The following is a 21,446-nucleotide window of genomic DNA, read 5'->3' on the forward strand; positions in this document are numbered from 1 at the left end:
TCCGGGACACAAAAGCAGGAGGATGACGTCATGAGTCTCGGCCCACGTCTGCGGGCGGCGGCGGTTGCGATCGCCGCGGCCAGTGCGCTTCTCGCCGGGTGCAGTTCAGGAACCAGCACCAGCACCGACGGGGGCCTGACTCCCCGGTCGGGCGGGGAGATCACCGTGGGGATCATTCCTGCCTGCGGTTGGGACAAAGCACAGACGTCCGGGTGCAACTTCGCCAATGTCGAAATCGTGGACAATCTCACCGAGCAGATCCCCGACACCGGTGAGGTCGTACCCTGGCTCGCGGAATCGTGGAAGATCGGCGACGACGGGACGTCCTACACCTTCGCGCTGAAGGACGGAGTCACGTTCAGCAACGGCGAAGTTCTCGACGCCGAAGCCGTGAAGCTGAACTTCGACAACGTGGTGGAACTCGGCAAGCAGGGGCGCGCATTTCAGTCCTCCGCATACCTTCAGGGTTATCGGGAGTCGGTCGTCGTGGATCCGCTGACGCTCCGAGTCGAGTTCGACGCCCCGAAAGCCGGCTTTCTGCAGGCGTTGTCGGAGAAACCGCTCGGCATCATCGCACCGGAGACCATCACCACCAGGACACCCGAGGAGCGACTGGCGCAGGGCGTCATCGGAAGCGGTCCGTTCGTCATCGAGGAAGTTGTTGCAGACCAGAAGTTCGTCGTGAAGCGCCGCGACGACTACCGATGGTCCTCGCCGAAGAACGCACACGAGGGACCCGCTTACCTGGACCGCGTGACGTTCCAGATACTCCCGGAAGACCTCGTCCGAACCGGAGCGTTGCTCAGCGGTCAGATCCAGGTCTCGACGACCGTACCGAGCAACGACGTCGACTCCATTCGGGCACAGGGCTTCGACATCGTCTCCCGCTCCTCGGCGGGCGTCGTCTACACCTATTACCCGAACGTGACGGACCCGATCCTCGCCGACGAATCCGTCCGAAAAGCGTTGCAGCTGGGCATCGATCGCCATGAAATTCACGACACGGTGTTCAACGAGTTCCAGACGGTTCCCACGAGCGTGCTGTCCTCGACGCACCCCGACTACACGGATCTGTCCGAGGCCCTAAAAGCCGACCAGGACGAGGCGCGTCGAATCCTCGACGACGCGGGGTGGACCGAAGGCCCCGACGGCATTCGCGAGAAGGACGGCCGGAAGCTGAGCGTCGCAATTCAATTCAGCGCGAACGGCGACAAGCCGATCCACGAGCTCACACAGCAGCAGCTGAGAGAGATCGGCATCGACTTCCAGCTCGAGCAGCTCACCGCCGCCGAGGTGACCGCCAACCGTTCGTCGGGTCGATGGCAGCTCCAGTACGGCAACCTGACTCGGCCCGATGCCGACGTGCTGGTGTCCGCGTTCGACCCGACGTACAGCAACTACTTCAAGTCCTCCTACGACCCCGAGCTCGAACACCTCCTCGGCGAGCAGGCGTCCGAGCTCGACGATGTCACCCGCCGTGAGCTCGCCAACCGCATTCAGGACACGATCGTCGACCGCGGTTACGCATTCCCGATCACCGAAGGGAGCCAGACCCAAGCCGCCCCGTCGACCGTGCACGGGCTGAGCTTCCAGGCACCGTGGTGGCCGTCGTTCGTGGATACGTGGATCGAGGAATGACACTCGCGGGAACAATCCGGCGACCTCCCCGCGTTGCCACACAGGAATAGTTCGCCTAGATAAGGAGTCATCTTGGTTGCCATCGGAAACTCGAACCTCGACATCTTCCCCCTCGCTCTCGGCGGAAACACGTTCGGTTGGACGAGCGACGAGAAAGCGTCGTTCGAGATCCTCGATGCGTTCACGGCAGGTGAAGGCAACTTCATCGACACCGCCGATTCCTATTCCGCCTTCGCCGACGGTAATTCGGGCGGCGAATCCGAGACCATCATCGGTAAGTGGACTGCCGCGCGCGGCAACCGCGACGACGTCGTGATCGCCACCAAGGTGAGCCAGCACCCCGAGTTCAAGGGCCTCGCCCCGAAGAACATCGCCGCTGCAGCCGAGGCCTCGCTGAAGCGACTCCAGAGCGACCACATCGACGTCTATTACGCCCACTACGACGACGAGTCCACCCCGCTCGTCGAGTCCCTCGCCGCGTTCGACCAACTCGTCAAAGACGGGAAGGTGCGGTACGTCGCCATCTCTAACTACTCCGCCGACCGCATCCGCGAGTGGGTGTCGCTCGCCGACGAGCATGGTTTCGCCAAGCCGATCGCGCTGCAGCCGCACTACAACCTCGTCACGCGCCGCGAGTACGAGAGCGAACTCGCACCACTCGCCACCGACAACAACCTGGGCGTCTTCCCGTACTTCTCGCTCGCAGCGGGCTTCCTGACAGGCAAGTACCGCACTCGCGAAGACCTGGAAGGACAGGCACGCGAGCGGCTCGCCACGGGATACTTCACCGACAAAGGCCTCGACGTCGTGACCGCACTCGACGAGATCGCCGATGCTCACGACGCGGAGATCTCCACCGTCGCACTCGCCTGGCTTCTCGCACAGCCGACGGTCACCGCACCGATCGCCAGCGCCAGCAAGATCTCTCAACTACCCGCACTGCTCGACGCACCACGTCTGTCGCTCGCCTCCGACGAAATCGCACGACTCACCGAGGTGTCCGGACGAATCTGAGCAGGGCTCCGCTCCCGGCCTTCTCGGATACGTAACCTCTGCCACACCGGGAACTTTTCCGCAGAGTCGGGAACAACGCGCCGGCGTCGGTTGCTGACGGTTGGGTGACGCAAGCAACCGATGCCGTGTCGGCATCCACAGAACCGACCTCCGCCGAGCGCCTGCGAATCATTCTGGTGCTCGGCGCATTGATCGCGCTCGGTCCATTGACGATCGACATGTACCTTCCCGCTCTGCCGTCCATCGTCGACGATCTGAACTCGTCGGCAGCCGCCGTGCAGTTCACGCTCACCGGAACGTTGATCGGGCTCGCGCTCGGCCAGCTCGTCATCGGACCTCTCTCCGACATCGTGGGGCGACGCCTTCCGCTGATCGTCGGCACCGCGGTGCACATCGGCGCATCCCTTCTCTGTGTCATCGCTCCCAACGTCCCGGTCCTCGGACTGTTCCGTGGCCTGCAAGGACTCGGTGCGGCAGCGGCGGCGGTCGTCGCCATGGCAGTCGTTCGTGACCTCTTCACCGGTCGGGCGGCGGCAACCGTCCTGTCTCGTCTGATGCTGGTCATGGGCGTCGCACCCGTACTTGCACCGTCGATCGGCGGCGGCATCCTCATCGTCGGAACGTGGCGGTGGGTGTTCGGTGTCCTCGCCGTACTCGGCGTCGCCTTGCTTACTCTTGCCGTCTTCGCTCTGCGCGAGAGCCTGCCGCCCGAGCGTCGTCGCAGCCGAGGCGTCATGCCCGTCGTGCGCACGTACGGCGGCCTCCTGCGCGACGGCCAGTTCGTCGTACTCGTCCTCGTCGCCGCCCTCGCGATGTCGGCAATGTTCGCGTACATCGCCGGATCGTCCTTCGTGCTGCAGGACGAGTTCGGTCTCAGCGAGCAGCAGTTCGCGATCGTGTTCGCGCTCGGAGCGATCGCGCTGATCGGCGCCTCGCAGTTGAATGTCGTGCTGCTCGGACGCTTCACTCCCGTACGCATCGTGATCAGCGCACTGTCGGCAGCTGTGGTGTCGGCTCTCGTCATGACGATCCTGGCGGTTGCAGGGATCGGCGGGATCTTCGGCTTCCTCGTCCCACTGTGGTTCGTGCTCGGTGCCGTCGGCTTCGTGATGCCCAACGCGCCTGCCCTCGCGCTGTCGCGACACGGCGAAGCAGCCGGAACGGCAGCCGCACTCCTCGGCGCCGCACAGTTCGGTTCCGGTGCGATCATCGCTCCCGTCGTGGGTGCGCTCGGCAACGACAACGTGGCAGTATCGCTGACGATGGTTGCCGTGTCGGCCATCGCCCTGCTGGCCCTGATCGGCGTGACGGTCACCTCCGCACGACAGTCCGGACGCCGGTCCGAGCCGGAAGCCCAGGCAAGTCGGACGGTCCACGCGAGCGAGGACCGAAAGTCTCCTGAGGGGGCAGCCCAGACGGCACGAGCGAAGTCCGTGGAAACGTCTACCAGCGAGGTGTGAGAGTCGAGTGCCGGACCGTGAACGCGACGCCACCGGCAAACCGCTCAACGGGCGCCCCCGTGACGGCCTGGGAAGGCCGCTCGCGCGGGGCGCCGTCGGCGTCGAACGCATTCCCGACGATCTGAGGTTGCCTCCCGACGAGGCCATCACGAGAGCGCAGAAGCTGCTCGACGCGTCGATGCCGTTCCACGCTCACGAAATCCTCGAAGGCACGTGGAAGGACGCGCCCGAGCCGGAACGCAGACTCTGGCAGGGCCTCGCCCAGCTCGCCGTCGGACTGACTCACGTGCTCCGCGGTAACGTCGTCGGCGCGAAGTCCCTGCTGAGACAGGGGCACGACCGGATCCGCGACTACGAACTCGACCCACCGTACGGGCTCGACATCTCGGGGCTGCTCAGCTGGTCGGAAGGCATACAGGACCAGCTCGACGCCGGCGCTCTTCCGCCTGATCCCACCGTTCCTCGTCTACTCTCCTGAGCCCGCGTTTGGCGATGCCCGCCGCTTTGGCTACAGTGGCGCAAGGTTAGGTAAGGCTTGCGACAGTTAGACGAGAACTTCGAGGTGGTGTCGGCATGCTCGGGCAATCTGCAGTGGAGGCTCCGTACTGGGTCGCCGTCCTCACGCCCGAGGAACGCACCTTCGGCAGCAGGCGTACCGACGAACGAATCGACACCGTCTTCTCGTCCGTCGTCACCGAGACGCACACGCAATGGGCCGCGCCGGAGCACCCGACGTCCGCGACGCTCCTGGCCGTCCTCGCCGCCACCGTCGGCGCGTGGCAGAGCGACCGGTGCCGCTGCTCCTCGTCCGGAGTTCTCGTGGATCTTCCGTGCAGCACCGTGGGGCAGGACCATGCCCGGTACCCGGTTCGGCTGCCGGTGACCGGCGCGCCGAGCACGATTCTCACCGAAGTTCGACGCCGCATCGCCGCCGTCCCGGACGGCGGCGCAGGTTACGTCACCGCGAAGCGAGCCCCCGCCCTCGCCCGCAAGCACGGCGCGCAGATCGCGTTCTCGTTCGAGCCCGACGCCGCCGCGATCACCGCGCCCGGCGACGACGATCCCCTTCGCCACAACCTCTCGGTCACGTGCAGCGTGTCCGAACTCGACGGAGTGGTCATGGTCGACGCCGAGTTCCGCTGGAACAGCCGAGTTTTCACTCGCGCCGACGTCGACGACTTCGAGAGGTTCTGGGAGAAGACCGTCTCGGCGTTCGTTCGGTCCTGAACCTCAGAGCGACTTCAGGTACTGCACGTCGGCCGCGAGTCCCTCCGCTGGAGTTTCCAGGATCACCGGCGCACCCGATGCCTCCGCGACCGCGACCAGAACGTCGGTGTCGATGGTTCCGTCGGCAAGATTCGCATGGCGGTCACGAGCGGAATCGAACTCGTCGCGTGAATTGTTCAGGTGCACCAGGTCGATTCGTCCGGTGATGGCCTTGATCCGATCGACCACACCGACCAATTCCTCCCCACCCGCCCATGCATGGCACGTGTCGAGGCAGAAACCTGCACCGAATTCTCCGACGGCATCCCACAGACGAGAGATGTCGTCGAAATGCCTGGCCATCGCAAAATCCCCGCCCGCAGTGTTCTCGATGAAGATCGGCACCGCGAAACCACCGTCGTCGGCCTGGCGCTCGAAAAGCTTGCGCCAGTTCTCGAATCCTTTGGCGGTGTCCTCACCGTCGCGGACATGTCCGCCGTGGACGACCAATCCGATGGCGCCGATGTCGGCCGCAGCAGACGCCTGCTCGATCACCGCTTTACGCGACGGAATGCGGATCCGGTTGTTCAGACTGGCGACGTTGAGAACGTACGAACTGTGTACGACGACGTCGACGTCACTCGCCTTCAACTCCTCACCCTGCGGATGCGGTGTCAGCTTGTTCCACTTCTGCGGGTCGGTCAGAAACATCTGAACGAAATCGACCCCGAGGCTTGCCGCAGAACCGAGCGGGTCGGCACTGTCACGAACGTGTGCTCCGATGCGCATCTCTCCATACTAGGGGCGGATGGGTGGTCTCCCCGATATGGAAATGCAGAAAACACTGAAACACTGATGCCATGACTGACACAGGACCCTCAGGTCGTTCCGCAGGCTCCACTCCTGGCCACCCGGGTCGTTCCGCAGGCTCCACTCCTGCCGCCCGGGCGAGCGCCCTCACCAAGACCTACGGTTCCGGCGACACTCAGGTCCATGCGCTGCGGGACGTGACGGTGGAGTTCGCCCGCGGCGAGTTCACGGCGATCATGGGCCCGTCGGGGTCGGGCAAGTCGACGCTGATGCACTGCCTCGCAGGTCTCGACACGGCCACCTCGGGAACGGTCACGATCGGTGACACCGAGCTGACCAATCTCGACGACAAGCAGATGACCGGACTGCGCAGAGACAGAATCGGTTTCGTGTTCCAGTCGTTCAACCTCGTGCCCACGCTGACGGCGTTGGAGAACATCACGTTGCCGCTGGACATCGCGGGGCGCAAGGCCGACCCGCAGTGGCTCGACACCGTCGTCGACCGACTCGGCCTACGTGACCGTCTCGGCCACCGGCCGAGCGAACTGTCCGGTGGCCAGCAGCAACGCGTCGCGTGCGCACGTGCACTCGCCGGACGACCCGATATCGTCTTCGGCGACGAACCGACCGGCAACCTCGATTCCCGCTCGTCCGGTGAGGTGCTGAGCATCCTCCGCGCTGCCGCCGACGAGTTCGACCAGACCGTCGTGATCGTCACGCACGATCCCCGCGCCGCCAGTTACGCCGACCGGGTCGTGTTCCTCGCCGACGGTTCGGTCATCGATCACCTCGCGAACCCGACCGCCGAGAACGTGCTCGACCGCATGAAGCGTCTGGAAACGGCCTGACCATGCCTTCGACCAATCCCATGCGCAAGGTCTCACTGCGCAATCTCGCCGCCCACAAGGTCAGACTCGCACTGACCGTCCTGTCCGTCGTGCTCGGAACCGCCTTCGTTGCAGGGTCTTTCGTGTTCACCGACACACTGCAACGAACGTTCTCGTCGATCTTCTCCGACACTGCCCAGGGCGCCGACGTCCGTGTCAGTGCCGAGGACGCACGCTCGAGCGGCGTCCCTGTCTCCGCAGCCGACGTCATCTCGTCCCTACCCGACGTTCGTGCCGTCGCACCGTATGTCAGCGGTCAGATCGTCGTACTGGATTCCTCGGGCGCTGCCGTGCAGACCGGTGGCGCGCCGACTATCGGCGAGGCGTACCTACCGCCCGAGCGGCGACTGGGCGAGGACGCGGTGTTCATCGCAGGTTCAGCGCCCACGGCACCGGGCGACGTCGTCATCAACGAGGGCGGCGCCACGCGCTCCGGGCTCAGCGTGGGTGACACCACGCAGGTCCTCGTGCCGTCGAAAGGCACCGTGGACGTCACCGTGACCGGGATCTACGACACCGCCGTCGAATCCGGCGGGTACATCGGCATCCAGTTCACCGAGGGCCAGGCCGACGAACTGTTCTCCGACGGCGAGCACGTGCAGTACTACGACATCGCCGGAACAGGCGTGTCGCAGACGGAGCTTCGGGACGAGATCGCCGCCGCCCTACCCGACTCGAAGGTGCAGACCGCGGACGACGTCCGGGACGAAGCACAGGCCGAGATCGAACAAGCCCTGTCCTTCGTGAACTACTTCCTGCTCGCATTCGGCGCGATCGCATTGCTCGTGGGCACGTTCATCATCTACAACACCTTCTCGATGATCGTCGCCCAGCGCGTTCGCGAGCTCGCTCTGCTCCGCGCGATCGGCGCCAGCCGCGGCCAGGTCAGCCGCTCCGTGGTGCTGGAAGCTCTCGTCGTCGGTGTCATCGGCAGCGCGATCGGCTTCGCGGGCGGCATCGGTCTCGCCTACGGCCTGCGCGCACTGCTCAACGCGTTCGACCTCGGATTGCCCTCGGGGGCACTGGCACTCGAACCTCGAACCGTCGTCGTCGCTTTCGCCGTCGGCATCGTCGTCACCGTGCTCAGCGCATACGCACCCGCTCGTCGTGCCGCCAAGGTGCCACCCATCGCGGCGATGCGCGAGGAGTTCGCCTCCGCCGGTGACAGTCTGCGCGTGCGCACCTGGATCGGCGTCGTGATCGGCGCGATCGGCGCCGCTGCCGTCGTCATCGGAGCGCAATCCACCGGCGGCGCTGCCGCAGCGACCGTCGGCGCAGGTGCCGTGGCGGTGATCGTCGCCGTCGCGCTGGCGGCACCGTCACTGTCCCGGCCGGTCGTCGGTGCCCTCGGTTCGGTTCTGACGCGGCCGTTCGGCCCGATCGGACGCCTGGCCCGAACCAACTCGGTCCGCAATCCCCGGCGTACGGCCGCCACTGCCTTCGCTCTCATGCTCGGGCTGATGCTGGTGTCGGTCATCGGCGTCCTCGGCTCGACCGCCAAAGCGAGCGTCGACGCCCTGGTCGACAACGGAATCGAAGCCGACTACATCTTCAGCGGCCCACCGTCGATCGGAATCCCGACGGGAGCCGCCGCAGCCGCCCGGGAAGTGAACGGGGTCGACCGCGTCGCCGTACTTCACCCGGTGTCGGTGGACATCGACGACGAGCCCGCCTTCGGCGTCGCGCTCGAAGGGAGCCCGGAAGGATTGTTCGACAGCGTCGTCGTCGCCGGGTCGCCGGAGCTGCAAGGCGACAGCATCGCAGTGTCGTCCTCCGCGTCGCGCGACGAGGGGTGGGCGCTCGGCTCGATCGTGAACATGACGTCGGTCGACGGGCAGCAGGTTCCCGTCACGGTCACCTCCGTCTACGAGGACAACCCGCTGGTAGGGCAGTGGATGATCTCGAACGACGTCTACCAGAAGGTGACTCCGAGCATCGTCCGGTCGGACATCGTCGTGCTCGTCGGCGCCGCTGCGGGAACCGACCTGAACGTGCTCAGGACCGACCTGGAAGCCGCCACCAAGCCGTTCGTCGTCGTTCAGGTCCAGGATCGCGACGAATTCAAGGGGTCGCAGGGCCAGCAGATCGACACACTGCTCGCCGTCCTCTACGGGCTGCTCGCGCTCGCCGTCGTCATCTCCGTGCTGGGAATCGTCAACACTCTCGCTCTGTCGGTCGTCGAACGACGCCGTGAAATCGGAATGCTCCGGGCCGTCGGCATGCAGCGCCCCCAGGTCAGGCGCACGATCTATCTGGAGTCGCTGCTCATCGCGCTCTTCGGGGCCATCGTCGGTCTCGGCCTCGGCGTGGCCTTCGGATGGGGATTCGTCAGAACTCTGCGCGACGAAGGTCTCGGTCTCCTGACCGTTCCGTGGGGCCAGATAGTGGCCATGCTGTTCGGCTCGGCCGTCGTCGGAGTCCTCGCGGCACTCTGGCCGGCGGTGCGCGCCGCCCGCACCCGACCTCTGGAGGCAATCACGGAACCATGAGACGGGTCGTGGCGGCCTCGTCGGTCGATCGAACGAAAAGTTGCAGCCAAAAGGACCGCAGAGTTACCTTGTACGGAGTAAAACAGACTTTACGATTGTTTTCAGGGTGGTTTCCCGGTAGAGCGATCGCAAGGAACGCCGTACTCGAGGAGCAACCATGTCGGTGCACAAGCTGGAAGCGCCCACCCACGCGCCGCTTGCACCGCTGTGCAAACCCGGCACCAGGGACACCCTTCTCGACCGACTCTGCGAGGTCGCTCACGCGGTGCCCGACGCCGTCGCCGTCCACACCGAGGACGGGGCGGTCACGTTCGACCAACTCCTGCACCGCACCTATGCGTCGGCGAGGAAGATCGCGCAGCTCGCAGGGGACGATCCTCGCCCGATCGCCGTCGAGGCCGCCTCCACGTCGGAGTCGATCGCCACGATGCTCGCGGTGATGGCGTCGGGCCACGCTCTGGTTCCGTTGGATTCCAACCTGCCGGCCAACCGCGCGGATCGCATCGTGGAGTCGGCAGCGGCGCTCCGCCTCGAGCGGGCGGACCTGGCGACCACGCAGGATTCCGCGATGCCGCTGCCCTCTCTCACCGGCAGCCGGACGGCCTTGATCGCATACACCTCGGGCTCCACCGGTGCCGCCAAAGGCGTGCTGCTGAGCCACCGCATGTGCCTGACCAAGGCGTACGAGGTCAGCTCGGCACTCGGCCTGTCCTCCCGCGATCGCGTCGGCAACGCCCTGCCGGTCAGCTTCGGTGCGGGCCTGAACACGTTGTTCGCCGGCATCCTCAGCGGTGCGACGGTCTACTGCACGGACCCACGCACCGTCCTGCCCACCACCTTGACCGAGTGGATCGAACGGTCGTCGTTGACGACGTTGCATTGCTCACCTTCGCTGGTACGGAGCTTCCGAGGGGGAGCAGGGGAAAGCCCGTCCGACGCCATCGTCCCGCTCCCGGACAACGCCGTGCCGTCGCTGCGCGTCGTGACCACCTACGGCGAAGCCCTGCACTCGCGGGACGTCATCGGATTCCGTAGCGCACTCGGCAGCGGCGCCACCTTCGTCAACTGGTACGCAACCACGGAAGCAGGCGGCGTGGCGTACGGCGAGTACCGATCGGACCACCCCCTGCCGTCGGGCTTCCTCACCGCGACGACCCTCCCGAAGGGCAAGATCGTCGACGTCGTCGACCCGGTGGGCACGCTCGCACCGGCCGGAGTGGCCGGGGAGATCCGCGTCTCCGCGGAATGCCTGTCCGACGGCTACCTCGGTCTCCCGGACCTGACGGAATCCCGCTTCGCGAGCGACGGGCCGCTCATGCGCTACGCAACCGGCGATCTCGGCCGATTCGACGAGACCGGACAGCTGCACCTGCTCGGCCGAGCCGACGACGCCGTCAAGATCCGCGGATACCTCGTCGAACCCGCCGAGGTGGAAGCAGCAATCCGCGGACTCGACGGCGTCCGAGACGTGGCGATCGTTCCCCGCTCGACCGACGACGAACCTCACCTCGATGCGTTCTTCGTCAGCGACACACGGGACAGTGCCTACGTCCGGGCGCGCATTCAGGACCAGCTCCCCACGTGGATGGTTCCCCGGAACATCACGCGCACACACACGATCGAACGCAACGAACGCGGCAAAGTGGACCGGCAGCGGCTGCCGGAGCAGGGTGCAGACCTGGAGTCCGCCACGGTGACGGAAGCGCCGCGCGGCGCGACGGAGATGTGGATCGCCAACATCGTCCACGATGCCCTTCGGGACGAGGTCGACGGGATCGACGACATCGGGTCCACCACCGACTTCACCGCCATGGGCGCTACGTCGCTTGCTCTGACTCGTATCTCGGTGGGGGTCGCGCGCGCCTTCCACATCGTGCTGTCGGCGGAGGAACTGGTCGGGGCCATGAGCGTCCGCCGTCTGGCCTCGATCGTGGACACCAAGCTCGCGTCCATCGACAACAACTCGGCCCGTTCCAGAGCCGAGTCGATCGCGGTGCCACTGCGCACCGCGGGTGCGCTCACGCCTCTCTTCGTCGTCGCAGGTGGTGGGGTGCCCGCCGTCGGTCTGGCCGCGCTTGCTCGGCGGCTCGATCCGGACCGTCCCGTCTACGTGATCCAGGCCAAGGGAATGGACACCCGGGCACTTCCCGACCGCACCATCCGCGCCGCAGCCCGCACCTACGTACGAGAGATCACGCGAATCCAGCCGACGGGCCCGTACCTTCTCGCCGGGCACTCGCTCGGCGGATGGATCGCACTCGAGATGGCACACCAGCTTCGGGCCGGCGGCGGATCGGTGGCGCGGTTGACTCTCCTGGACCCCCGCCTGTACCGCCATCTGCTCGACCGCTTTCCTGGCGGAAGCTCCCTCGAAGCTGCACCGGCGGGCGTAGGTGCAGCCGCGTCGCCGAAGATCACCGTCGCAACCCGCGTCGGTATCGCAGCGCGGGTGGTCACCGCGGGCATCGCACGTTATTCGACGACCGAGAGGTGGCTGGCATTCGCGGCGATCGGCTCGCTCGCTCTGCGCTTCCATCGTCCGAAGCCATGGAACGGGCCGGTCAGCGTCATCGTCACGGCGGAGAACACCGACGATCGCCGGTCGTGGGCCGCGATAGCCACCGGTGACCTGTCCATCACACATGTCGACGGCCGCCACGTCGACATGGTCCGCGAACCGGTCGCCGAGGACGTCGCTCGAATCCTCGACCACGAACTACGCCGAGCAACCGAGGGAATCATCCACTAGTGCAGCACCTCGACCCGGAACGACGACACTCCTCTCGTCGTGCCGCCTCACGGTCACTGACGGCCTCCATCGCTGCTCACCGGGGCATCGACTGTCCCGAGGACGCCGATCCGCGTACGTTGGGCATCGAAGCCGCCGGCGGAACGACCCAAGTCGGCAGGAGTGGAGCCGGCGGAACGACCAGAGTCACTGCGCGAGGAGGATCGATGCCAGACCGAACGTCGCCCTACGAGCTCGAGTCGGTCGAGTTCCATCGGGACACCCTGCGGTACGTCGACGCCGGGGACGGTCCACCTGTGGTCCTAGTTCACGGCCTTCTCGGCTCGCACGAGTCCTGGGCAGGTCAGATCGAGCGGCTGTCGGAGAAGTACCGCGTCATCGCACCGGACCTGTTCGGCCACGGCGACTCGGACAAGCCACCCGGCGACTACTCACTCAGTGCGCACTCGGCGACCATCCGCGATCTACTGGACCACCTCGACATTCGTTCGGCACCGATGGTGGGGCATTCGCTCGGCGGCGGAATCGTCATGCAGACCGTCTACCTGTTCCCCGAGCGCGTGGAGCGGATCGCCCTCGTCAGCAGTGGCGGCCTCGGACGCGAAGTCAGCTTGTTCCTGAAGGCTGCGACTCTGCCGGGCAGCGAACTGGTGCTGCCGGTGTTGGCGTCGGACTGGGTCCGTAGGAACACCGAGAACGTGGTGACTCAGCTCGGTAAATGGGGGCTGCCTGTGCGTCCCGGTAAGAGCACCACCGAGACGTGGCGCGCGTTCAAGACGGTGGCGGACCACGGCTCCCGCTCCGCTTTCCTGGCGTCGACCCGCGCCGTCGTCGGTCCACGCGGTCAAACCGTCAGCGCCAAGCAGCATTTCGAGAAGTTCGAATCGCTGCCCTCGCTCCTGGTCTGGGGCGGGAAGGATCGCATGATCCCAGCGTCGCACGCGGACAACATTCGACGCGAGGTTCCGAACTCGCGCGTCGAGATCTTCTCCGATGCAGGGCATTTCCCACAACTGGACGAGCCCGATCTGTTCTTCCGGGTGCTCGACCAGTTCCTCGGCACGGCAGCGGTGTCCGAGCTCGCACCGATTCCGCAGTCGACGCGGCCGGCCTCGTCGGACTGACCGTGGCAGTGATTCCGATGTTTCCCCTGGGAAGCGTTCTGCTCCCGGGTGAGCCGCTTCCTCTGCACATCTTCGAACCGCGCTACCAGGAGATGCTGCGAGACTGCCTCGCTACCGAGGACCCGAGCTTCGGGGTGGTGCTCATCGCCCGCGGCCACGAGGCCGGAGGCGGAGACGTTCGGCACGATGTCGCCACCAGGGCGCACATCGTCGCGCACCAGGACATCGGCGACGGCCGCTTTCTCGTGGAATGCGTAGGAGGGGAAAGAATCCGAGTCGACGCCTGGCTCGAGGACGACCCGTACCCTCGTGCCGACGTACGGCCGTGGCCCGATCATCCCGAGGATTCGGTCACCGAATCCGAGTTCGCCGAACTCCAGGAGCAGATCAGGGCGCTGTATCGACTGATCGGCACTCTCGCCGAAGCGGAAGGCTCGACGCCGCCGGACGATCCCGAATTCTCCGAGCTTCCCGCCGCGTCGGGGGAACGCCTGTTCCGCCTCGCCGCACAGGTTCCCATGGGCCAATCCGACCGCCAGGACGTCCTCGAGGCACTCGGCGCGTCGGATCGACTGCAGGCCCTGACCGACGCCATCGACAACGTCAGCGACATAGTCCGGTTTCGACTGCAGTAGCGCATTCAGCGCACAAAGGAAGAACCCCCGGGAAGCAATGCTTTCCGGGGGTTCTTCTTTCAGTAGCGGGGACAGGATTTGAACCTGCGACCTCTGGGTTATGAGCCCAGCGAGCTACCGAGCTGCTCCACCCCGCGTCGGGTGCTTCACTACCGTACCTCTCCACGGGCCCGAACACCCAATCGCCTGGTCAGACGCATTACGCCCACAGCGATCTCTGCTCGGAGCAGAGAATCCTTCCTTCCCGCCGACCCACCGCGCAGCCTGATGGGGACCGACGACACTCGCGAGTGAGGAATGCACATGTACACCACCATGAACGAACGCGACACCGCCGCGGTGTCACCGTTCGACGACCAACTGGCGTCCCGACTGCTCGATCAACGCATCGTCGTACTGGGGGCCGCCGTCGACGACGGCATCGCCGGCCGGATCTGCGCGCAGCTGCTCCTCCTGTCCGCCAACGACTCTCGCCGCGATATCAGCCTCTACATCAACTCACCTGGAGGTTCGGTGAGCGCGGGCCTCGCGATCATGGACACCATGCGGCTCATACCCAACGACGTATCCACCCTCGCAATGGGTTTCGCCGCCAGCATGGGCCAGTTCCTGCTCACCGCGGGCACCAAGGGAAAACGCTACAGCCTCCCGCACGCCCGCGTGATGATGCACCAGCCGTCCGCAGGCATCCGCGGCACCGCCGTCGACATCGAGATCCAGGCGCAGAACCTCGAATACACGAAAGCATTGATGCACAGCCTCAATGCCGAACACTCCGGCCACGACGTGTCCACGGTGACGGCGGACAGCGAACGCGACCGTTGGTTCACGGCCGAGCAGGCTCGGGACTACGGCCTTATCGACCACATCGTCACCACCCTCGACGACATACGACCATCGGCACCGCACCACAAGGTAGGACTGGGAGTCGAGCAATCATGAGCCAGTACACGATCCCCACCGTCGTCGAACGGACTCACAGCGGCGAGCGCGCCTACGACATCTACAGCCGACTCCTGTCCGAACGCGTCATCTTCCTCGGAACCGAGATCGACGACGGCGTCGCGAACGTCGTCATCGCGCAGCTCTTCCACCTCGAATCGGACAACCCCGATGCCGACATCAGCTTGTACATCAATTCACCCGGCGGATCGTTCACCGCGATGACCGCCATCTACGACACGATGGAATACATCAAACCCGACGTGTCCACCTTCTGCGTCGGGCAGGCAGCGTCGGCCGCGGGAGTGCTGATGGCGTCGGGAGCACCAGGTAAGCGAATCATGCTGAACCACGCCAGGATTCTGCTTCACCAGCCGTCAGGTGGAGGTGAGGGAACCATCTCCGATCTCACGCTGCAACGCGACGAGATAGTGCGCGTGCGCTCGGAGATGGAGAAGATCCTCGCCCATCACACCGGTCAGAAACCCGAGACACTACGGCTGGACACCGACCGTGATCGGATCTACACCGCCACCGAGGCAGTCGATTACGGGTTGGCAGACCTGATCGCGACCAATCGGAACTGACTGCGCTGCAGACCACTCCGCCCCGGTCAGGCGGCCAGCATGGTGACGGGAGCGGGACCGCGCGAGACTCGTTGGGCGGAGTTCGTTCCAGCGAGTTCTCGCCCGGTCAACATCAGCAGGCGAGACGGGGCGATCTCCAGCGCGCCGCACAGAGCCGAGAGCACCTCGGACGACGCTTCCTTTCGTCCCCGCTCGACCTCGGAGAGGTAGGGCATCGACACCCGCGCCTCGGACGAGACCTCCTGCAAGGTGCGGCCCTGTTCCGTGCGGATTCGACGCAGAACCCGGCCCATACCCTCACGGACCAGCGGTTCGGGGCCGGGCGGCGTACGACCTGCGGCGGGGCGCAGCGGGAGAACCTTCGCGATAGCTCGTTCGTCTGCCATGCAGCCAGGCTAGGAGCTGTGTGGACCCTTCGCTCGATCTTCCGAACCTATTCTGCTGTCGGCAGAAATCGGTCCCGTCCGTCCTGGTCGTCGCCATACTGTCGCCGCGGTCATGAGCTCCCACGCCACGAAGGTGTAGATCGAGCCACGCTCCACCGCGCCGACCGGCCCGACACCCGTGAGGAGCAACGCCGACGCCGCGAACCCCACCGTCCCCAGCCCGACGGAAGCGCGCGAGTACCAGCGCGGGAATCTCGTCGCATCGGAACCGACAGTCCGTGCCGAACCGACAGTGAGGGCGATGACGTTTCCTGCGCCGATGGCCAGAACCGCCCCCAGGGTGTGCAGGTTGCCCTCGCCCGTGTGCACCACGGCAACCAGCACACTCCCGACCGCGTAGGCGAGGACACTGCCACGCATCAGCTGCGCCCGTCCCCTTCTCAGCAGGGGAGCCGCGACGAGTCCCGCCGCGAGCACCGACGCCGCGGACACGCAGAACGAGGCGTTCATCAGTCCGTGCCACTCGGACACCTCCGGCACCCCGAGCTCGCTGACGGTGTCGTGCAGTGGGCTGTAGCCGTCGAACCGGAGAGCTGTAGCCGCCTCCGCGAGCAGATATTGCACACCGGCCACTCCGAACAGAGCGCCGGCAATGCGGCATCGTCGACCTACCGATGCGCCGCGTGCCCAGGCAGTACGCAGTGTCCCGATGACTGTCTCCCTGTACGAACGATCCGGAACCAAGGGGTCCGGGTGAACAGCCTGTACCGGTAGGTACAGTCGGGGTCGTTCCCACGCAGCGCGGCGCGGGAGCACCCCCTCGAGGAGCAACTGTGCCACGAACAGCAGCGTCACGAAGAGCAGCGTCACGAACAGCAGCGTCACGAACCACCGCCGACAGGCGGGACGTGGTGCCCGTCCTGGCAGGTGTCTTCGGAGACCTGGGCTGGAACGGGTCCTCGCTGTCGGTGATCAGCAAGCGAACCGGGCTCGGCAAGGGCAGCCTGTACCACTTCTTCCCCCGCGGAAAGACCGAGATGGCGGAGGCAGTTCTCGACGAGGTCGAGCGGTGGTTCCAGAGCAACGTGTTCGCACCGCTGCGTGCCGCGACGGACGCCCGCGCGCGCTCCCACGACATGTTCGCGCAGACCTCGAAGTACTTCCAGTCCGGCCGTCGGGTCTGCTTGTTCGCGGCGTTCTCGCTCGGTGAGGAGCGGGCACTCTTCGGCTCCCGCGTCGCCAAGTACTTCAGCGATTGGATCGACGCGCTGACGCCGGTGCTGCGGCAACTCGGACACGGCGACGACGCCCGAGGTTTGGCGGAGGAGATCGTCGCCGGGATACAGGGAGCGTTGGTGCTCTCCCGCACGTCCGGCGACACCCGTAGCTTCGAGCGTCTCATGTCTCGCCTGGAGACCGCCGCGCTCGGCACGGGCTCGATGGAGCTGGCGCGATGACCACCGGACCCATCACCACCAGACCTGCTCCGCCGCTGCGCACATTCGGAGTTCGCGAATTTCTGCGCCTGCTCGTCATCGGCGCGGTCCTGGTGTTCTATCAGGTGCTGGCTGTCGGAAAGTGGGCGCTCGCACCGCGTCGCGGTTGGCCGCTTCACGCCTCGGAGGGCGTCGTCGACGCCTTCTTCGTCCTGGGACCGACGTTCGTCAAGGTCGGGCAGTTGATGGGCTCGTCCCCGGGACTGTTTCCCAAGGTCCTGGCCGACACCTGCCTCCGATGTCTCGACGAGGTCCCGCCCTACCCGGGTGCGCAGGCCCGCGCCACCATCGAGTCCGACCTGGGACGGCCGACGGCGGAGCTGTTCAGCCGCTTCGACGACGTCCCGCTGTCCTCTGCATCGGTCGCGCAAGTGCATCTGTGCGTCCTGCGCGACGGCCGCGAAGTGATCATGAAGGTCCAGCGCCGGGGTATCTACCACCGCATGAAGGTGGACCTGCGCATCGCCTACATCTTCGCCCGTGCGCTCGAGAAGTTCATCGTGTTCTTCAAGACCGCCAACGCATCCGCGATCATCGTCGACCTCCACGCCGCCACGTTCGCCGAGTTGGACAGCGTGGTCGAAGCGCGCAGGCAAGCACGCTTCCGCGAATCGATCTCCGCGTTCGGCGACAACGAGTACGTCACCGCGCCAGAGGTGTTCACCGAATACTGCGGCAGCCGCGTGATCTGCATGGAACGAATGCACGGTTCACCGCTCGACCAGTGCACGCCGGGCGACGCGTCGGAACTCGTCGTCCGGCGAGCCGCGAAGGTGTGGATGGAAGCGCTCGTGCTGCACGGCCTCTTCCACGGCGACGTCCATGCGGGCAACGTCTGGGTGCTCGACGACGGACGCGTGTCCTTCCTCGACTTCGGCGTGATGGGCGAACTCGACGAACAGTGGCGGATGCTCCTGCAGGACCTGTTCCACGCCACAGTCGTCGACGGCGATTTCACCCGCCTCGCGGGCAGCGTCAAGCGTCTCGGCATCGTCACCGACGACGTGGGCACCGACGCCGAGGTCGGACTCATCCTTCAGGCCGTGTTCGCACCGATGCTGTCGGACACGTTGGCGCACTTCAGCCTGACCGATTTCATCAAGGCTCTCGTCGGAATGGGCAAGCAGTACCGAACGTCGAGTCCCGAGGAACTCATTCTCGTCGGCAAGCAACTCGGATATTTCGAGCGGTACGCGATCGAACTGGCCCCGAACTGGGCGCTCGGGACCGACCCGTTCGTCTTCAAGAACGTCTTCCCCGCGGAGATCGCTGCGTTGTCCACAGCACGCGGAGTGGAACTTCCCGATTGAACCGGAGTGAAACTGCCGGCTACTTCAGTTGTAGAACCACTTTTCCTGCGGCGGTGCGATTTTCGAGTGACAGTATGGCATCGGATGCCTTGTCGATCGAGAACACCGTCGGCTCCGGGGCGGTCAGTTCTCCCGACGCCAGCAGCGGTTCCAGCTCCGCCCACTGAGTCGCGAGGTACCCCGGCCGCGTCATCCACCATGCGCCCCAACCGACACCGACGACGTCGACGTTGTTGAGCAACAGGCGATTCACCTTCACTGTCGGGATCTCGCCGCCCGTGAAACCGAGCACCAGGATGCGTCCCGACGGCGCCAAACTCCTGATGCTGTCGGTGAACCGATCACCGCCGACAGGATCGACGACGAGGTCGACGCCTCTGCCGTCGGTCAGCTTCTTGACGGCGTCCTTCCATCCTGTTCCGTCCGCGTCCGCGGTGAGCACGACGTCGGTGGCGCCTGCAGCCCTCGCGATCTCACCCTTTGCCTCGGTGCTGACGACCGCGATCACGCGCGACGCTCCGAGTACCGGCGCCAACCGCAGCGCAGACGTTCCGATACCGCCTGCAGCGCCGTGCACCAGCACGGTCTCGCCCTCGGCCAATCGCCCTCGTTCGCGAAGCGCGAAGTGCACCGTCAGGTCGTTGAAGAGCAAACCCGCCCCTGCCGTGAGCGACACGGCGTCGGGTAGTGGAAACACGGTGTCGGGCGAGACGACGGCGACCTCCGCCATACCGTCGGACAGTCCGGTCAGCGCGGCGACACGGTCGCCAGGGGCGAACCCCGATCCCTCCGGCGCCGAGCGCACGATCCCGGCGATCTCGCTGCCGGGAACGAACGGTAGTTCCGGCTTGTACTGGTACAGCCCCCTGGTCAGCAGCGCATCCGGGTACGCGACGCCCGCCGCCTCGACGTCGATCACCAACGCGTCGTCGCGAACCGCGGGTTCGTCGATGTCGACGATCTGCACCGATTCCGGGCCGTCGAGACTCGTGATGTGTACCGCGCGCATGTGCTGTCCTCTCGGAAGATCTGCTGCCAGGGGGAATGCCGACGATCTACGTACCTCGATCCCACCGTACAAGTCGATGTGATCGAATCGACTCATGAGTACCCCCCTCACCGTCGAAACACCGTCCGGGCCGGCGCGCGGAGGCATCGTCGTCGTCCAGGAAGCCTTCGGAGTGACCACCCACATCGTCGACATCTGCCGGCGCCTCGCCGACGCCGGCTGGGTAGCCGTCGCACCCCATCTCTTCCACCGCCAGGACAAGCAGATTCACGATTACACCGACATGGACTCGGCGATGGCGTCCATCGGCGCGCTGCAGGCCACCGAGGTCGATGCCGACGTCGACGCGGCCCTCGGTGACATCGCCGCCCGAGGCTTCGAACCGGCCCAGTCCGCGATCATCGGGTTCTGCATGGGCGGATCGGTTGCCTTCCACACCGCTGTTCGACGCACGCTCGGCGCAGCCGCCACCTACTACGGCGGCGGTATCGACAAAGCCCGCTTCGGTTATCCGACAATGCTGTCCGTCGCCGACGCACTCCAGACACCGTGGCACGGTTTCTTCGGCGACCTGGACACCGGCATTCCCGTCGAACAGGTGGAACAACTGCGTGCCGCCGCAGCAACGGCCCCTGTGTCGACCGAGATCACTCGCTATGCAGAAGGCCGGCACGGCTTCAACTGCAACGACCGGCCCGCGGTCTACAACCCCGACGCCGCCGCCGACGCCTGGGTCCGCACTCTCGACTGGTTCGACGGCCATGTCGCCCACTGAACCGAGCTCGACCGAACGAGGAACGGACGAACCAGGAACGGACGAGACGGAGCAGGTCCGAGCGTTCTGGCAGGAGCTCGAACTTCCGGGGCTGTTCGACGTCCACACCCACTTCATGCCGAAGAACGTCATGGACAAGGTGTGGGCGTACTTCGACAGTGCGGGGCCGCTCGTGGGCATGGACTGGCCGATCACCTACCGCGAGGACGAGGAGGTGCGGCTGAACCGGCTGCGCGAGTTCGGCGTACGCGGTTTCACGTCGATGATCTATCCGCACAAGCCGGGGATGGCCGCGTGGCTGAATTCGTGGGGTGCAGATTTTGCGCAACGCACACCGGATTGCCTTCGGACGGCAACGTTCTACCCCGAGCCCGACGCGGGGCGGTACGTCGCCGACGCGATTACCTCCGGGACTCGAATCTTCAAGTCGCACATCCAGGTAGGGAATTATGCACCGGGCGATCCCCTACTGGATCCTGTGTGGGGCGCCATCGAGGATGCGGCGGTACCCGTCGTCATCCACTGCGGTTCCGGCCCCGCACCCGGTGACCACACGGGACCGGAACCGATCGCCGGACTGCTCCGACGATTTCCGCGCCTACCGTTGATCATTGCGCACATGGGCATGCCCGAGTACACCGAATTCCTCGATATCGCGACGCTTCACCAGGAGGTACGGCTGGACACCACGATGTCCTTCACCGATTTCTCCGAATCGGCATGGCCGTTTCCGGTCGCCGAGAGATCGCGTCTACTGGATCTGCAGGATCGCATCATGTTCGGAAGCGACTTTCCCAACATCCCGTACCCGTATCTCGATGCGCTCGAGGCCGTCCGTCGATTGGATCTGGGCGACGACTGGGTTCGAGATGTCTGCTATCACAACGGCGCAACCCTCTTCGGACTGCACGAGGCGTGAGCCGAACCGA

At 65.6% G+C, this 21,446-nt stretch carries 20 protein-coding genes and 1 tRNA gene; 16 read left to right on the forward strand and 5 right to left on the reverse strand.

Translation table 11 applies throughout. The features are described 5' to 3' along the window. Positions 1-30 precede the first annotated feature (30 nt). The 5 genes from CH290_RS19220 (at position 31) to CH290_RS19240 (ending at position 5,339) form a co-directional block, all read left to right on the forward strand. Positions 31-1,638, forward strand: coding sequence for an ABC transporter substrate-binding protein (locus CH290_RS19220; RefSeq protein WP_020112443.1), 1,608 nt, complete (start codon positions 31-33; stop codon positions 1,636-1,638). A gap of 72 nt (positions 1,639-1,710) precedes the next feature. Beyond that, the gene (locus CH290_RS19225) at positions 1,711-2,652 is read left to right on the forward strand and encodes an aldo/keto reductase (protein ID WP_020112444.1); all 942 of its coding nucleotides are present in this window, start codon (positions 1,711-1,713) and stop codon (positions 2,650-2,652) included. Positions 2,653-2,756: 104 nt separating this feature from the next. Continuing rightward, entirely contained in the window at positions 2,757-4,112 is a 1,356-nt protein-coding gene (locus tag CH290_RS19230; RefSeq protein ID WP_033189028.1) for a multidrug effflux MFS transporter, read from the forward strand. Positions 4,113-4,119: 7 nt separating this feature from the next. Beyond that, complete coding sequence (locus CH290_RS19235; RefSeq protein WP_020112446.1) at positions 4,120-4,590, forward strand: DUF309 domain-containing protein; 471 nt, start codon at positions 4,120-4,122, stop codon at positions 4,588-4,590. Positions 4,591-4,685: 95 nt separating this feature from the next. Next, a complete protein-coding gene (locus CH290_RS19240) occupies positions 4,686-5,339 on the forward strand; it encodes a condensation domain-containing protein (protein ID WP_033189029.1) in 654 nt (217 codons plus the stop codon). Positions 5,340-5,342: 3 nt separating this feature from the next. On the opposite strand, the gene CH290_RS19245 is transcribed toward CH290_RS19240, so the two are convergent. After that, on the reverse strand, positions 5,343-6,107 hold the full coding sequence (locus CH290_RS19245) for a deoxyribonuclease IV (RefSeq protein ID WP_033189030.1): 765 nt from the start codon (positions 6,105-6,107) through the stop codon (positions 5,343-5,345). A gap of 71 nt (positions 6,108-6,178) precedes the next feature. On the opposite strand from CH290_RS19245, the gene CH290_RS19250 reads away from it, so the two are divergent. The 5 genes from CH290_RS19250 to CH290_RS19270 all read left to right on the forward strand — a co-directional run bounded on the left by CH290_RS19250 (position 6,179) and on the right by CH290_RS19270 (position 14,012). Beyond that, positions 6,179-6,976, forward strand: a complete 798-nt coding sequence (locus CH290_RS19250) for an ABC transporter ATP-binding protein (protein WP_020112449.1) — start codon at positions 6,179-6,181, stop codon at positions 6,974-6,976. A 20-nt stretch (positions 6,977-6,996) separates the two neighbouring features. Then, entirely contained in the window at positions 6,997-9,504 is a 2,508-nt protein-coding gene (locus tag CH290_RS19255; protein ID WP_033189054.1) for an ABC transporter permease, read from the forward strand. A 157-nt stretch (positions 9,505-9,661) separates the two neighbouring features. Next, complete coding sequence (locus CH290_RS19260; protein WP_033189031.1) at positions 9,662-12,253, forward strand: alpha/beta fold hydrolase; 2,592 nt, start codon at positions 9,662-9,664, stop codon at positions 12,251-12,253. Positions 12,254-12,459: 206 nt separating this feature from the next. Beyond that, positions 12,460-13,377: an alpha/beta fold hydrolase gene (locus CH290_RS19265; protein WP_051127775.1), complete on the forward strand. Its 918-nt coding sequence runs from the start codon at positions 12,460-12,462 to the stop codon at positions 13,375-13,377. A gap of 2 nt (positions 13,378-13,379) precedes the next feature. Continuing rightward, positions 13,380-14,012, forward strand: a complete 633-nt coding sequence (locus CH290_RS19270; RefSeq protein WP_020112453.1) for an LON peptidase substrate-binding domain-containing protein — start codon at positions 13,380-13,382, stop codon at positions 14,010-14,012. Between the two features lie 63 nt (positions 14,013-14,075). Here the strand turns inward: CH290_RS19270 and CH290_RS19275 are convergent. After that, positions 14,076-14,149 (reverse strand) — tRNA-Met (locus tag CH290_RS19275). Between the two features lie 160 nt (positions 14,150-14,309). On the opposite strand from CH290_RS19275, the gene CH290_RS19280 reads away from it, so the two are divergent. Then, entirely contained in the window at positions 14,310-14,954 is a 645-nt protein-coding gene (locus tag CH290_RS19280; protein ID WP_020112454.1) for a ClpP family protease, read from the forward strand. Continuing rightward, entirely contained in the window at positions 14,951-15,541 is a 591-nt protein-coding gene (locus tag CH290_RS19285; RefSeq protein ID WP_020112455.1) for a ClpP family protease, read from the forward strand. The genes CH290_RS19280 and CH290_RS19285 overlap by 4 nt, the downstream gene beginning before the upstream one ends. Positions 15,542-15,567: 26 nt before the next feature. On the opposite strand, the gene CH290_RS19290 is transcribed toward CH290_RS19285, so the two are convergent. After that, complete coding sequence (locus CH290_RS19290) at positions 15,568-15,927, reverse strand: helix-turn-helix domain-containing protein (RefSeq protein WP_020112456.1); 360 nt, start codon at positions 15,925-15,927, stop codon at positions 15,568-15,570. A gap of 9 nt (positions 15,928-15,936) precedes the next feature. Continuing rightward, positions 15,937-16,812, reverse strand: coding sequence for a DUF998 domain-containing protein (locus CH290_RS19295; protein WP_033189032.1), 876 nt, complete (start codon positions 16,810-16,812; stop codon positions 15,937-15,939). A gap of 23 nt (positions 16,813-16,835) precedes the next feature. On the opposite strand from CH290_RS19295, the gene CH290_RS19300 reads away from it, so the two are divergent. Further along, positions 16,836-17,384 (forward strand): TetR/AcrR family transcriptional regulator, encoded by a 549-nt coding sequence (locus CH290_RS19300; RefSeq protein ID WP_033189033.1) that lies wholly within the window; start codon positions 16,836-16,838, stop codon positions 17,382-17,384. Continuing rightward, complete coding sequence (locus CH290_RS19305) at positions 17,381-18,733, forward strand: ABC1 kinase family protein (protein ID WP_019666972.1); 1,353 nt, start codon at positions 17,381-17,383, stop codon at positions 18,731-18,733. Before CH290_RS19300 ends, CH290_RS19305 begins: the two co-directional genes overlap by 4 nt. Before the next feature lie 19 nt (positions 18,734-18,752). Here the strand turns inward: CH290_RS19305 and CH290_RS19310 are convergent, their stop codons facing one another. After that, positions 18,753-19,742 (reverse strand): NADPH:quinone oxidoreductase family protein, encoded by a 990-nt coding sequence (locus CH290_RS19310; RefSeq protein WP_026348114.1) that lies wholly within the window; start codon positions 19,740-19,742, stop codon positions 18,753-18,755. Positions 19,743-19,836: 94 nt separating this feature from the next. On the opposite strand from CH290_RS19310, the gene CH290_RS19315 reads away from it, so the two are divergent. Together CH290_RS19315 and CH290_RS19320 are read left to right on the forward strand one after the other, a co-directional pair. Continuing rightward, the gene (locus tag CH290_RS19315) at positions 19,837-20,517 is read left to right on the forward strand and encodes a dienelactone hydrolase family protein (RefSeq protein WP_033189034.1); all 681 of its coding nucleotides are present in this window, start codon (positions 19,837-19,839) and stop codon (positions 20,515-20,517) included. Next, positions 20,504-21,436: an amidohydrolase family protein gene (locus CH290_RS19320; RefSeq protein ID WP_033189035.1), complete on the forward strand. Its 933-nt coding sequence runs from the start codon at positions 20,504-20,506 to the stop codon at positions 21,434-21,436. The genes CH290_RS19315 and CH290_RS19320 overlap by 14 nt, the downstream gene beginning before the upstream one ends. The last annotated feature ends 10 nt before the right edge of the window (positions 21,437-21,446 follow it).

It is taken from the genome of Rhodococcus sp. 06-156-4 (assembly GCF_002259345.1).
Classification (GTDB): Bacteria; Actinomycetota; Actinomycetes; order Mycobacteriales; family Mycobacteriaceae; genus Rhodococcoides; species Rhodococcoides fascians_E.

Excerpts from the sequence above, each read along its gene's own strand:
- CH290_RS19220 (WP_020112443.1), top strand. The coding sequence starts at position 31 with ATGAGTCTCGGCCCACGTCTGCGGGCGGCGGCGGTTGCGATCGCCGCG.
- CH290_RS19320 (WP_033189035.1), top strand. The coding sequence starts at position 20,504 with ATGTCGCCCACTGAACCGAGCTCGACCGAACGAGGAACGGACGAACCA.
- CH290_RS19315 (WP_033189034.1), top strand. The coding sequence starts at position 19,837 with ATGAGTACCCCCCTCACCGTCGAAACACCGTCCGGGCCGGCGCGCGGA.
- CH290_RS19280 (WP_020112454.1), top strand. The coding sequence starts at position 14,310 with ATGCACATGTACACCACCATGAACGAACGCGACACCGCCGCGGTGTCA.
- CH290_RS19285 (WP_020112455.1), top strand. The coding sequence starts at position 14,951 with ATGAGCCAGTACACGATCCCCACCGTCGTCGAACGGACTCACAGCGGC.
- CH290_RS19255 (WP_033189054.1), top strand. The coding sequence starts at position 6,997 with ATGCGCAAGGTCTCACTGCGCAATCTCGCCGCCCACAAGGTCAGACTC.
- CH290_RS19265 (WP_051127775.1), top strand. The coding sequence starts at position 12,460 with ATGCCAGACCGAACGTCGCCCTACGAGCTCGAGTCGGTCGAGTTCCAT.
- CH290_RS19250 (WP_020112449.1), top strand. The coding sequence starts at position 6,179 with ATGACTGACACAGGACCCTCAGGTCGTTCCGCAGGCTCCACTCCTGGC.
- CH290_RS19305 (WP_019666972.1), top strand. The coding sequence starts at position 17,381 with ATGACCACCGGACCCATCACCACCAGACCTGCTCCGCCGCTGCGCACA.
- CH290_RS19290 (WP_020112456.1), bottom strand. The coding sequence starts at position 15,927 with ATGGCAGACGAACGAGCTATCGCGAAGGTTCTCCCGCTGCGCCCCGCC.
- CH290_RS19310 (WP_026348114.1), bottom strand. The coding sequence starts at position 19,742 with ATGCGCGCGGTACACATCACGAGTCTCGACGGCCCGGAATCGGTGCAG.
- CH290_RS19260 (WP_033189031.1), top strand. The coding sequence starts at position 9,662 with ATGTCGGTGCACAAGCTGGAAGCGCCCACCCACGCGCCGCTTGCACCG.
- CH290_RS19240 (WP_033189029.1), top strand. The coding sequence starts at position 4,686 with ATGCTCGGGCAATCTGCAGTGGAGGCTCCGTACTGGGTCGCCGTCCTC.
- CH290_RS19245 (WP_033189030.1), bottom strand. The coding sequence starts at position 6,107 with ATGCGCATCGGAGCACACGTTCGTGACAGTGCCGACCCGCTCGGTTCT.